Below are 13,493 nucleotides of genomic sequence, written 5' to 3' on the forward strand. Positions count from 1 at the left end.
AATAGGTTTTAAGGTGTTGATGCACTTACCTGTAGTACTTTACCATTATAATACTTATTTCCCGTAAGGGCAAAATTAAATATATAATCTGCCATTTCAGTTGCAGAAAGTGGTGCCTCATAACCCGGAAAAGCTTCTTGTAACATTTCTGTATTGACAGCGCCCAAAGCTAAAACATTAAATGCAATTCCTCTTTCTTTGTATTCCTCAGCTAATAATTCCGACAAGGTGATAACGGCTCCCTTACTTGAACTGTAAGCTGAAAGTCCTGCGAATTTCATACTTCCTTGTATGCCTCCCATAGAACTTATAGTAAGAACATGGCTCCCTTTTTCCATAAATGGAATACATATTTTAGTTAATTCTGCAACAGCAAAAACATTTACTTTATATATATTTTGAAATTCTTGTGAAGTAATTTCAGTGAAATTTTTATGCAGTAAACTCCCTGCGTTATGAATTAGAACATCTACTTTTTGCCAAGTTTTTGATATAAACTTGTGTATTTGTAGCAACTGATTTTCATCTGAAATATCAATTGATAAACACGTAATATTTTTGTGTTCAATTAAAAGTTGAGGTGTTTTACGAGAAATGGCTAAAACTTGATGACCCGCATTAGCAAACTGTAAGGCCATTTGATATCCGATTCCTCTAGAAGTACCTGTTATTATTATGTTTTTATTTTGCATTATTTTCGTTATTGTGAGTTTATTTTTTTTTCCTAAGGTAAATTAACCCCATTCTAGTAAAGCAAAAATAACTAATTATTTGTAATGTTCTTGAATATAATCCGCTAATAATCGGCCAGATTTCATTGCGGCATTTATGGACCCATTTAATAAATGATCTCCACAAATAAATAGATTTTCATTTATTTTCATTTGTGAACTACTCAATTCATCGAGAACACTATCTTGATTAGGTAAAGCATATTTGATACGATACGCTTTTAACAGGTTCCAATCTTCAACTTGATTGCCTAACCATTTTTTTAATTCATTTTTCATGTTTTGTGACAATGTAATGTCGTCGTCCGTTGGTATTCCATTTAAGGAAATAGAAATCAAAACCTTTCCTTTTGGAGCATATTTAGCTGATACATTAGACATAACAGTAAAGTTAGTTACCCATTTTTTAGTAGTCGCAGCATTTAAAATTACCACTGCTTTTTTTGTAGGTGCATATTTGGCCTCAAAATATACATTAGTAACTTGATGAAAATTTTGCTTGCTTACAGAAATATAGTCTTTTGCTAAACCTATAGCTTCGGTGGCAATAATTATTTTATCTGTTAAAAACGTAGTGCCATTTTCGCAATGAATGGAATTTTTTTTAATCGTTTCGACTTTATGATTATAAAAAATACAATCATTTGGAAGTAACTGAACCAGCTGTTTAGGAATTTCTTCCATACCTAATTCTGGCACTGCGGCATCTCCTTCGGAAAACATTTTCATTACAAAATCGAACATGTTGCTAGATGTTTTTAAGTCGTTTTCTAAAAAAATACCTGAGAAAAAAGGTTTGTAAAATCTTTCGATCATTTTCTCACTAAAACCATATTCTTTTAATTTGGTTTCCGTTTCAATCTCTGATTGTTCAAAAATTTTAGGAAGTGTATTTTGTACTAACTTCTTTTTCAAAAAGAAAGTATTCAATTTGTCTTTTAAAGTACCCACAGGAGCAAAAAGTGTAGATAAAAATGCTGATGGCCGTCTGAAAGGATCTGCAATTTCAAACTTACCCTCATCGTATAATACAGTAGCCCCGGGAAGAAATTTTTTCAAAGCTAATTTTTCGTAATTTAATAGAGCCTTAGCTTCAGGGTACTCTGTTAGAAATACTTGAAAACCTCTATCTAATAAAAATCCATTTATTTTATCGGTTTTAATACGACCACCAGCTCTATCAGCTGCTTCTAAAATTTGAACCTTGTACCCTTTTTGGTGTAAGTAAACTGCAGCAGTTAATCCTGAAATTCCTGCTCCGATAATTAGTATTGCTGGTTTCGTTGACATAATTTACCTTTTTTTAAAACTAATAATAAAGCTACTAATAACCAAAAATCCCGTCAAGAATTTTCACAAGACGGGAATTGTATGTATAAATTTTATAAAAAAAATTAGGCTAGCATTGTAACCGGATTTTCCATAAACGCTTTAAAAGTCTGTAAAAACTTAGCGCCTGTAGCCCCATCTACCGTTCTATGATCGCAAGCTAAAGTTACTGTCATGGTGTTACCCACTACAATTTGTCCATTTTTAACTACTGGTTTTTCAATAATAGCTCCTACAGATAAAATAGCTGAATTGGGTTGATTAATTATTGAAGTAAAGGATTGAATTCCAAACATTCCTAAGTTAGAAATGGTAAAGGTACTTCCCTCCATTTCGGCTGGTTGAATTTTCTTTGATTTCGCTTTTCCTGCTAAATCTTTTACACTTACACCAATTTGAGTTAAACTCATTTGATCTGTAAATTTTAATACTGGAACCATTAAACCATCTTCAACAGCCACAGCCACACCAATATTTACATGATGATTAATTACCATAGCATCTTCTCTCCATTGTGAATTTACTTGTGGATGTTTTTTCAATGCCATAGCAGAAGCCTTGATAACCATATCGTTAAAAGATACTTTGGTTTCTGGCAAGCTATTAATCATATTTCTTGAAGCAATCGCATTATCCATGTCTAACTCAATTGTTAAATAATAATGCGGTGCTGTAAATTTAGATTCTGATAAACGTCTCGCAATGGTTTTACGCATTTGCGAGTTTTTAATTTCTTCTTGGAACATTTCTCCAGCTGGAACAAAAGGTTTCACAGCTGAAACTGCATTAGTTGCATCTGAAACGGCTTGAACCGGAGTACTAGCAGCTGATGGAGTAAAGTTTTCTACATCTGATTTTGTAATTCTTCCATTTTCACCGGTACCTCTAACTTGAGATAAATTCACCCCTTTGTCCTGCGCCATTTTTTTAGCTAAAGGAGATGCGAAAATTCTGTCATTTGTATAGGTTGTTGCGTGTTGGATATTGGGTGTTGGGTTAGTGTCTTGTTTAACAACTTCCTCTTTTGGAGTTTCAACTGTTCCACCAACTGTAAAGCTAGCAGCTATACCTGTAACATCTGTTCCAGCTGGTCCTAAGATTGCTAAAATTGTATCTACTGGAGCGGTTCCACCCTCTTCAACACCAATATATAATAAAGTACCTGAATTGAAAGATTCAAATTCCATTGTAGCTTTATCTGTTTCAATTTCAGCTAAGATATCACCTTCTTTAACGGTATCACCTACTTTTTTCAACCAAGTCGCTACCGTACCCGTTGTCATAGTATCAGACAAACGAGGCATAGTTACTACTTTTACACCTGCAGGAATCTCTGATTTTGTTTGAGTTGCAACAGATGCTTCTGATTTAACTTCTTCAACTACTGGAGTTGTAAGGTTTCCATTTATTAATCCAGAAATATCTTCACCTTTTTTTCCAACAATGGCTAATAATGAATCTACCGGAGCAGATTCGCCTTCTTGAATACCAATATGTAATAAAACCCCATCATAGAATGATTCAAATTCCATAGTGGCTTTATCCGTTTCTATTTCTGCTAAAATTTCACCTGTTTTTATTGTGTCACCCACTTTTTTCAACCAAGTGGCTACCACGCCATCTGTCATGGTATCACTTAAACGGGGCATTGTAATTACTGTTGCCATAATTTATAGTCTGTGAGGAATAAATGGATAATTTTCTTGTTCGTAAACCACATCATATAATTGTTGTGCTTCTGGAAATGGAGACTCTTCAGCGAATTTTTCGCATTCATCTACTAAATTATTTACTCTTTGATCAATTACTTCAATTTCTGCTTCCGTAGCGTACTTTTTCTCTTTAATAATATCTAAAACCTGTGTAATTGGATCAATTTTTCTGTATTCTTCTACTTCATCTTTAGTTCTATAGTGTTGTGCATCAGACATAGAATGTCCTCTGTATCTATACGTTTTCATCTCTAAAAAGGTAGGACCTTCCCCTCTTCTAGCACGTTCCATAGCTTCATGCATAGCCTCGGCTACTTTTACAGGATTCATCGCATCTACAGGTCCGCAAGGCATTTCGTATCCTAAACCTAACTTCCAGATATCTGTATGATTGGCAGTTCTTTCTACTGAAGTTCCCATAGCATATCCGTTATTTTCACAAATAAAAACAACCGGTAACTTCCACAACATAGCCATGTTAAATGCTTCATGTAATGACCCTTGGCGTGCTGCTCCATCTCCAAAATAAGTCAATGTTACACCGCCGGTTTCAAAATATTTATCGGCGAAAGCCATACCTGCACCAACAGGAATTTGAGCACCAACAATTCCATGACCTCCATAAAAACCATGTTCTTTAGAAAAAATATGCATAGAACCACCCATACCTTTTGAAGTACCAGTAACTTTACCTAATAATTCTGCCATAACTGCTTTTGGATCTACACCCATACCAATTGGCTGCACGTGGTTTCTATAAGCGGTAATCATTTTATCTTTTCCGCCTAATTCCATAGCGTGTAATGCACCTGCTAAAACGGCTTCTTGTCCGTTGTATAAATGAAGAAATCCTCTTACTTTTTGTTGTATATATAAGGCTGCTAATTTATCTTCAAACTTTCTCCAAAACTGCATGTCTTCATACCATTTTAGATATACTTCTTTTGTAATTGGTTTCATATATAACTATTTATTTTTTTTTACGAACCACAAAAATACTACAACGTATTTTATTCTAAAAATTTATTACTGTTTAAATTAAGAAAATAATCAATTTATTTTATTTTTTACTCACGAAATCGTTATAGATTCGTTTTATCAAACATAAAAGGCAATATTTTTTTTAAAGAATTAAATTTATGTATTGTTTTTTTCTGAATTTGATAATTCATCAAACGATTCAAAGACAAACAATTTTGTTTCTAATCGTATTATTTTCAAAAGAGATTTTTAATAACTTTCACTTGTTTTAAAAAAAAATCCAAATTCAAAAAAAATTGAATTTGGATTTAATTAAATGTTATACTCTATTAATTATCATCGTATTCGTCTCCAAAATTAAATGATAGAGAAAATCGTAAAGTGTTTTCAAGTGGATTTCTAACTTTAGAAGCTGAGAACAAATAAGACACGTCAATTTTAACAATATTATATTTAAAACCAGCACCTAATGTTAAGTATTTTCTAGCACCTTTTTCCACGCTTTCACTAAAGTAACCCGTTCTTAAAGCAAACGAATCTTGATACCAATATTCCGCACCTAACGCCCAAGTAAATTCTTTTAATTCTTCCGAAAAACCATCTGGTGCATCTCCAAAAGATTTAAATATACCGCTTGTCCAGCTTATATTCCTATAATTTTGATTATTAATTGATTTATCAGTTGCATCAATATCACCGTCATTATTTAAATCTGTAACGTTTTGTGGGGTTGGTACTAATAATTTTGTAGTTTCTCCAATTAAACTAACTTTATTATAATCATCAAAAATAAAATCAAAACTTCCTCCCAATCTCATATTAGCTGGAATAAAATTTTCATTTAATAAATCATTATCGTAAGATAATTTTGGACCTAAATTTTGAAAATTAAAACCAGCTCTCCATTTCCCATTGAAACTATCATATACTTCTTCTTCTGATTGATAGATACCTGACACATCAACTGCAAATGTAGTTGCAGGTTTAACATCAGTAGTTGCATTAGCAATTTTTAAATTAGATCGAATGTAACGACCTGACACACCCATGGCAAATTCTGGACTAAGTTTTAATGAATATGATCCATCAAGTGCGAATTCATTAGGATTTACAGTTGACAAAAGGGTTCCTGCATCATCTGCTAATTGAATTTCTCCAAAACCAAAATAACGCAAGCTACCAGAAAAAGCCATACGTTCATTGAATCTATTAAAATATGTTACTTGCCCTAAAGAAATATCGTTTGCAATACTAGTCAAATAAGGCGTGTAACTTACAGAAAACCCTTGCTTTTGTTTGGAAAAGGCATATTTTGACGGGTTGTATTGTTGCGAATACGCATCGGCAGAAGTGGCTACACCCATGTCGGCCATACCTGCGGAACGCGCGTCTGCTGCAATTAATAAAAAAGGGACTGCAGTTGTAATAACTCTATCTTGTGCATGAGTTAACTGAGCAATTACGATAATTGATAAGAATTTAAATAGATTTTTCATCTGTTTGATTAAGTTAATAGTTATTTATTTCAGATGTATTTTTATTTCAATATGCAAGTTTTTATAGTGATTTGACAAATATACATTTTTTTTATAGGATTACAAGTTTTTCTATTTTTTCTGTTTTTTTACCTGTGATTGCCGATTTTACCGTAACTTTATATACATATACGCCTTTACCGATTTTATCACCAAAATCATCTTTTCCATCCCATTTAATATCTCTTGAAGTAAACCCTTCATTTACAATAGTTTGATTAATTGTTTTTACCAATTTGCCCGTTATGGTTAAAATCTGAACTTGTACATCCAATGGTTCAAAAGGGCGATTATGACTAAACCAAAATTCGGTATAATTTACAAACGGATTTGGATAATTTAAAACATGTTGTAATTCTAAATCGCCATCACCAATGACCACAAACTGAATTTCAGCCGTAACTAAATTATTATATACATCCCAAGCTTTAAACAAAATAGTATGTAAACCCGGGGTTAAATCTCGGAACGGATAGGTAACTTTTCCTTTTTTATAGTTATCTGTTTCTGTTTCGTAATAATCATTTAAATTATAAGGATTGTTTTCATCATTATCCAAAATAGCAACAATATCATGCCCAATTCCGCTTGCTGTGTTGATTCCGTTTTCGTCTTCAAGAAAAGCTAAAAAAATTGGTGACTCATTTGTAATCCCTCCACTTACAAAATTCGTATCGTTCATATATAATTTTAACTTAGGTGGAATTGTATCAGATGGAGCTGCTGTATTTACACCTCCAACTTTAATTTGAGCGTTATAACCTGTTTGATTTTGTAAAGTTGGAGCATTACTTTTTGCGTAAAAACTCACTCTACCATTTCCGATAGGAATTTGAATATCTTGTGGTACGATAAAACTAAACTCAAACTTTCCGTTAACTATAGATGCATTTCCTCTGTATATAACTTCTCCTAAGCTCACAAAATTTAGTTTAGGTTGATTATAGGGTGGCAATGAAGCATTATCATTATCTAATGTTATTCTACTCAAATTTTTATCATAAACTTGTACGGCTAAATCACCATTATAATTGGCAATCAAGGCATTGTTCTCATCCAAAACCTCACCTGTTAATGTCGCAAAAGACAAAGCTTGCAAAGCAAGTGTTGTAGTATTTATGTCTTCACCATTTACTTTTGTTAAAACTACTTTTGATTTTGGAATTGCTAATTTTAAAGCGGGATCTCCAATATAAAAAACGACTCTTTTATTTGAACCACCAATATTTATTTTAGCTCGACGAAGCGACTCTGCAATGGAAATATAGGAATTGTTTTCCATAGTGAACAAATTATTATAAATTTCTTCATTTAACTCAATACCGAGTGATTGACTAATTTGTCTAGTTGTTGCTAATAATGAAATAGCACCACCAGCTTTATTCCAATACATATATTCTCCACCCGTTGGACGATTTGGATCATCAAAACGGGTAAATTCGCAAGTGATCGTAATAAACAGTGGATATTTATATCTATTGTTAAGTACTTGTGCATCTGATTTTTCAAAAATACGTTCTACCGCAAAACTCTCTTCATTACCATGTCCGTAATAATTTAACACCAATGCACCTGATTCGATGGCGTCAATAAATGCTTTTTTGGCTTGTGGATACCTTGGTCCACCAGCACTTACTTCTTGTACATAGGCATCAGTAAAAATTTTAGCGCTATTAAAAAAAGGATTAGCTACTGAAACGTCATCCGCAAGTTCATTCAAATCCTTTTGCAACAAATAATCCCCCGATAAAAAAGGGTCTGGATCGTCTGCATAATACACTAGGTTATTTCGCCATCGTTTATAGGACTTTTCATCATGATACTCAATTACTTTGTTTACCATTTCTGAAGCTTGCGTATTTGAAGAAACAAGCATTCTTCCTACTGCTAGATCCATTAAATCTGCCGAAGCTTGCATATTTCCTTCATTGTTATCCATTAGCGCAAAGAAATCATCCGACATAAAAGAAGAAAATAAAGAAAAATTTGAACTATTATTTGGATTTAATGATTGAGACACTTCAAAACCATGAAAAACAGGTACTATATTAGTATTGTTTCGAATTCTATCTTTAAAATCGTAAGATGCATCGCCAAATAAATTTAAATATTTAACTTTATTAGCTGTATTTGAAGCATTATCGTATACGTATTTAACAAAATTTCTAATTGCGGCAACATCTTGTTTTCCACCTCCAAATTCGTTGTATATTAAAGGTAGCGTAACTACTTTAACATTCATATTTGAATTATTTCTATGGAAATTAGCCAAAGTTTCAGCTTGTGTCACCAAGCTAGTTGGAGTTACAATTAAATAATCAATATCTTGAAAAACACCTTGATTGTTTTTGAAAATGGAGCCTTTTAAATTTTGATTAGCCACATTAGTTTCTGTTTCTTTTGAAGGAAAATAAACATCAGAATAATCAACAGCAACAAACTTTTTATCTTGACCTAAAGTCAATTTAAAAGACAAACTATTTTGGGTATTATCTAATTTTGTAACATTATAGATGTCTGTAACATCCCAAACCGCTTTTACACTTGAAGCATTAGAAATGGTAAATTGTCCTACACCAATATTTGTTTTTACTAATTGATTAGAAAATAAAAACTGTTTGCCATTCCCTTTCAATTCGGCGTTGTATTTTAAAATAATATAATCTAAATAACCTTTTGAAGAAGGTACTCCATTATTTATGTATGATACATCGATGGTTACCGCGTTTGAAGTTGGAATAAAAGTAGTATTAAGAATGTTTTCATAACCTAAAGCCGATCCCGTAGCTGCGTTTATTGGAACGGTTCCAACTTCAACCGCATTAGCTTTTACTTTGAATGAAGTGGAAACAAATGAAACCGCTGCAAAATTCGCAGATAAATTTACAGGAGTACCTGAGGTATAATTTGGTAATACAAATGGAAAAGTCTGGTTGTCATCTAGATCAAATTTTTCACCAAACCATCTTCTACCGATTTTTCCGGCATTAAACAAATCTACTTCATGAAACTGATAGCCATCGTAATTTGAAAGAAATAAAGTGGATGAAGCCACGGGCTCGTTATAGGCTTGGATTCTTTTTCCAGCCGAACCATTAGTAGTTACATAATAATATGATCTATTTGCAAATTGATTTACATGTGTTAAACTTTCTTCGTTCCAAGTATCGACGCCTTCTGCATAAAACAAAATATAATCATTTTCATTAAAAACTCCGTCTTCTTCACCTGTAAATTGAATGGCATTTTCTTCTAAATCAATCGGATAAGTAATACTATTTAACAAAGGCAACATTCTACCTCCATTACCATATATTTTAATAGTTCTTGGATCTACTGCCACATTTACTCCAATGCTTTGAAGAAAACTTTTGCTTAGTTTGTAAACCCCCGATTTTTCAACATAAAATCTGTGCCAAGACCCCGAAGCTAAAACTGAGTTTTGAATAGAAGTAGTGTTTTGAAAAGACCTATTAAAATTAGATATAGAATAATTTATTGTAAAAGATTTTACCCTTTTATAACCTAAATTGTCTTTAATTATTGGATGAAAAGTAAAAGAAAGAATGGCGTCATTTCTAGCATAAGATGAAAACGATTTAAAATCAATTTTCGAGGAAATATTGGAAATATCCAAACCACTTAATTTTGATTCATCTATGGTTTCATATAGGATATTTTCAATTGAGGCAGCGCCTTCCGAAACCAATCCTGGAACTTTAAAATTATTAACATAGGTAATTGTTTTTTTGGTTTCGTTAAATTCAAAATTTTCAGATTGAAATTGTGGTATATTATACTTTGACTCACCTATAATAAAAGGAGCATTATTATTCCATACCAATGAAAAGTCTTTTGTGTTTTGAGCAAAACTCAAAAAAGTAGCGAGTAGAAATAATAAATATTTTTTTTTCATGCACATAATAACGCAAAATAAACTAAAATATTGCAAATAATGAATTTTTAAATAACTTTATACAATATTTAACACGATTTTTCGTTTCAAACTATATCAAGTAAAATTATTGTTTAATTTTTTTTTATTTTTTTGTTGCATATTAATGGTTTATTACTATCTTGCGACACTTAAATTTTTACCTACAAAAGTATGAAAGTTACTAAAATTATGACTTTAAAATTGTTGCTAGCGTTAACTGTAGCAATAGGTTTTACCAGCTGTAGCAAAAGCGGAAGCACTAAAGGTGGTTCAAGCGCAACTGGATGGCAAATCAACGATAAAAAAGGTGGTTTCCAATACAATACTAAATTTAAAAAGCAAGAAACCCCTCCTGGAATGACCTCAATTGAAGGTGGAACATTCACAATGGGTAAAGTAGAAGATGATGTAATGCATGATTGGAACAACAGCCCAACAAAGCAACACGTTCAGTCTTTTTACATGGATGAAACAGAAGTTACAAATATGATGTATTCAGAATACTTATATTGGGTAAAATCAGTTTACCCTCCTACAGAAGACAATTACAAAAATATTTATAATGGTGTAATTCCAGATACTTTAGTATGGAGAAATCGTTTAGGCTATAACGAAACGATGACAAATAACTACTTAAGACACCCCGCTTATGCTAACTATCCAGTAGTTGGAGTAAATTGGATTCAAGCTACTGAATTTTGTGAATGGAGAACCAATCGTGTAAACGAAAATATCCTTGAAAAAGAAGGATACCTTAAAAAAGGAAATAAAATCAGTGCAGAAGTAACAGCAGATTCAAACTTTGATACTGAAGCCTACATCAATTCGCCTTCAAAAACTTTTGGCGGAAAAGAAGATATTGTATTAAAAAAACAAATGGGACAAAAAGCCCCAAGTAAAAAGTCTGGAGCAGCTACTACAACCGAAGCTAAAAATGTGTATGCACAAAGAAGTTCTGGAATAATTTTACCAGAATACAGACTTCCAACAGAAGCAGAATGGGAATATGCAGCCTTAGCGTTAGTTGGAAACAGAGAATACAATATTTACAAAGGACAAAAAAAATACCCTTGGAAAGGCCAATATACTCGTTCAGGTAAAAGACAATTAAGAGGTGATCAATTGGCTAACTTTAAACAAGGAAAAGGAGATTATGGTGGAATCGCTGGATGGTCAGATGATGGCGCAGATATCACAAACTACGTAAAAGCTTATCCTCCAAATGATTTTGGTTTATATGATATGGCTGGTAACGTTGCAGAATGGGTGCAAGATGTTTACAGACCAATTATTGATGATGAAGGAAACGATTTTAACTACTTTAGAGGTAACGTTTACACTAAAAACAAAATTGGTGAAGATGGAACTGTAGAAATGGTTACTAGTGAAAATATTAAATACGATACATTAAGTACCGGAAAAGTAATTGCTAGAAATTTCCCAGGAACTATTGCTCAAGTACCAGTTGATGAAAACGAAACGTATTTAAGACAAAACTTCTCTACTTCTGATAACAGAAATTATAGAGATGGAGACAGACAATCAACTAGATATTTTGATTTTGGATCAACTGATGAAGAAGCATCTAAAAAAGATGATCCAAATCAAAGAATGTACAAATCTCCTATACACAAAATTTCAGCAGATAGCGCAGGAAATCAAGTAAGAAAATTTGACGATTCTAACAACAGAACTACTTTAGTAGACGATAATGTTAGAGTGTATAAAGGAGGTTCTTGGAGAGATAGAGCCTATTGGTTAGATCCAGCTTCAAGAAGATATTTCCCTCAAGATATGGCAACAGACTATATCGGATTTAGATGTGCCATGTCTAAAGTTGGACCAAAATCTAACAAGAAAACACCAAGAGGAAACGTTAAGAAATAATATTTCTTAAATAATATACAAAAGCCCTTTATATTTAAAGGGCTTTTTTTTATTTTAGCAGTATGGAAATAGCAACAATTTACAACTACTTTTTGCAATCAACTGGTATTGCAACTGACAACAGAAAAATCAACTCGAACAATATGTTTGTAGCGCTTAAAGGCGACAACTTTAACGGTAATAAATTTGCGCTAAGTGCATTAGAAAACGGTGCCAAATTTGCAATTATTGATGAAGTGGAATACCAAATAGACGAACGTTTTATTTTAGTAGAAAACACATTAGACACATTACAAAATTTAGCAAATTACCATAGAAATCAGCTTAATATCATTATAATTGGGTTAACTGGAAGTAACGGAAAAACCACTACCAAAGAACTAATCCACGCTGTACTTTCTCAAAAATATAATACCAAAGCAACTGTTGGGAATTTAAACAATCATATTGGTGTTCCTTTAACGCTACTTTCATTTGATGCAAGTACCGAGATAGGCATAGTAGAAATGGGTGCGAATCATCAAAAAGAAATTGAAATGCTTTGCGGTATTTGCCAACCCGATTTTGGATATATTACCAATTTCGGAAAAGCGCATTTAGAAGGTTTCGGAGGAACTGAGGGTGTCATTAAAGGTAAAAGTGAATTATACGAGTATTTATTATTCAATAAAAAAGCAGCATTTGTAAATACCGATGATGCCATTCAAAATGAAAAAACAAAAAATATAACTAGCATTACTTTTGGTTTAAATACTCCTGAAAATTTTGTTTCCATTTCCAATATAGAAACCAATCCAATGGTGAAAATCGAGTTTGACAACACCGTTATTCAATCTCATTTAATAGGTTTATACAATGCTAATAATATAAATGCAGCAATAACTATTGGTAAACATTTTGGCGTTTCAAATGAAAAAATAAAATTTGGTTTAGAAAATTATATTCCAAATAATAATCGTTCCCAATTAATAGAAAAAAATTCAAACAAAATAATATTGGATGCTTACAATGCAAATCCTAGTAGTATGCTAGCAGCGTTAACCAATTTCTTTCAATTACAAGAGCAAAATAAAATCGCTATTTTAGGAGATATGTTTGAGTTAGGTACAGAAAGTTCCGAGGAACACCAAAAACTAATTGACTTTTGTACCAATCAAACAGATATTAATTTTTATTTTATAGGAAAAGATTTTTATGCTCATAAAAATATAAATTCAAACATGCAGTTTAACGACACATTTGAATCTTTTAAAGACGCATTTATAAATCAAAAAACAGAAAATAGTTTTCTATTGATAAAAGGTTCCCGCGGAATGAGTTTAGAAAGAACTTTAGAAATGTTATAATAAAAAAGGCAACCAACTGGCTGCCTTTTTTATTA

8 protein-coding genes are annotated in these 13,493 nt (G+C 32.2%); 2 read left to right on the forward strand and 6 right to left on the reverse strand.

The window, feature by feature from the left end; all coding sequences use genetic code 11:
• Window positions 1-8 precede the first annotated feature (8 nt).
• The 6 genes from ABWP60_RS03555 to porU all read right to left on the reverse strand — a co-directional run bounded on the left by ABWP60_RS03555 (window position 9) and on the right by porU (window position 10,204).
• Window positions 9-692 carry an SDR family NAD(P)-dependent oxidoreductase gene (locus tag ABWP60_RS03555; RefSeq protein ID WP_353148594.1) on the reverse strand — a complete coding sequence of 228 codons (684 nt, stop codon included), beginning with the start codon at window positions 690-692 and terminating at the stop codon, window positions 9-11.
• 75 nt (window positions 693-767) lie between these two features.
• Entirely contained in the window at window positions 768-2,021 is a 1,254-nt protein-coding gene (locus ABWP60_RS03560) for an NAD(P)/FAD-dependent oxidoreductase (RefSeq protein WP_353148597.1), read from the reverse strand.
• Window positions 2,022-2,125: 104 nt separating this feature from the next.
• Entirely contained in the window at window positions 2,126-3,727 is a 1,602-nt protein-coding gene (locus ABWP60_RS03565) for a dihydrolipoyl dehydrogenase family protein (RefSeq protein ID WP_353148600.1), read from the reverse strand.
• Between the two features lie 3 nt (window positions 3,728-3,730).
• Window positions 3,731-4,732 carry a pyruvate dehydrogenase (acetyl-transferring) E1 component subunit alpha gene (gene pdhA / locus ABWP60_RS03570; RefSeq protein ID WP_353148603.1) on the reverse strand — a complete coding sequence of 334 codons (1,002 nt, stop codon included), beginning with the start codon at window positions 4,730-4,732 and terminating at the stop codon, window positions 3,731-3,733.
• Between the two features lie 350 nt (window positions 4,733-5,082).
• The gene (porV, locus tag ABWP60_RS03575) at window positions 5,083-6,249 is read right to left on the reverse strand and encodes a type IX secretion system outer membrane channel protein PorV (RefSeq protein WP_353148606.1); all 1,167 of its coding nucleotides are present in this window, start codon (window positions 6,247-6,249) and stop codon (window positions 5,083-5,085) included.
• 91 nt (window positions 6,250-6,340) lie between these two features.
• Window positions 6,341-10,204 carry a type IX secretion system sortase PorU gene (gene porU / locus ABWP60_RS03580; protein WP_353148609.1) on the reverse strand — a complete coding sequence of 1,288 codons (3,864 nt, stop codon included), beginning with the start codon at window positions 10,202-10,204 and terminating at the stop codon, window positions 6,341-6,343.
• 192 nt (window positions 10,205-10,396) lie between these two features.
• Here porU and gldJ point away from each other — a divergent pair, with 192 nt between their 5' ends.
• Both gldJ and ABWP60_RS03590 read left to right on the forward strand, forming a co-directional pair.
• Window positions 10,397-12,112, forward strand: coding sequence for a gliding motility lipoprotein GldJ (gene gldJ, locus ABWP60_RS03585; protein WP_353148612.1), 1,716 nt, complete (start codon window positions 10,397-10,399; stop codon window positions 12,110-12,112).
• 62 nt (window positions 12,113-12,174) lie between these two features.
• Window positions 12,175-13,458, forward strand: coding sequence for a UDP-N-acetylmuramoyl-tripeptide--D-alanyl-D-alanine ligase (locus ABWP60_RS03590; RefSeq protein ID WP_353148615.1), 1,284 nt, complete (start codon window positions 12,175-12,177; stop codon window positions 13,456-13,458).
• Window positions 13,459-13,493: the final 35 nt, after the last annotated feature.

Origin of the sequence: Flavobacterium sp. (assembly GCF_040402895.1) — a bacterium.
In the GTDB taxonomy this organism is placed as follows: domain Bacteria; phylum Bacteroidota; class Bacteroidia; order Flavobacteriales; family Flavobacteriaceae; genus Flavobacterium.

Bases quoted from the DNA above. Each gene is read 5' to 3' on its own strand.
- pdhA (WP_353148603.1), bottom strand. From the start codon at position 4,732: ATGAAACCAATTACAAAAGAAGTATATCTAAAATGGTATGAAGACATG.
- ABWP60_RS03590 (WP_353148615.1), top strand. From the start codon at position 12,175: ATGGAAATAGCAACAATTTACAACTACTTTTTGCAATCAACTGGTATT.
- ABWP60_RS03560 (WP_353148597.1), bottom strand. From the start codon at position 2,021: ATGTCAACGAAACCAGCAATACTAATTATCGGAGCAGGAATTTCAGGA.
- porV (WP_353148606.1), bottom strand. From the start codon at position 6,249: ATGAAAAATCTATTTAAATTCTTATCAATTATCGTAATTGCTCAGTTA.
- gldJ (WP_353148612.1), top strand. From the start codon at position 10,397: ATGAAAGTTACTAAAATTATGACTTTAAAATTGTTGCTAGCGTTAACT.
- ABWP60_RS03565 (WP_353148600.1), bottom strand. From the start codon at position 3,727: ATGGCAACAGTAATTACAATGCCCCGTTTAAGTGATACCATGACAGAT.
- ABWP60_RS03555 (WP_353148594.1), bottom strand. From the start codon at position 692: ATGCAAAATAAAAACATAATAATAACAGGTACTTCTAGAGGAATCGGA.
- porU (WP_353148609.1), bottom strand. From the start codon at position 10,204: ATGAAAAAAAAATATTTATTATTTCTACTCGCTACTTTTTTGAGTTTT.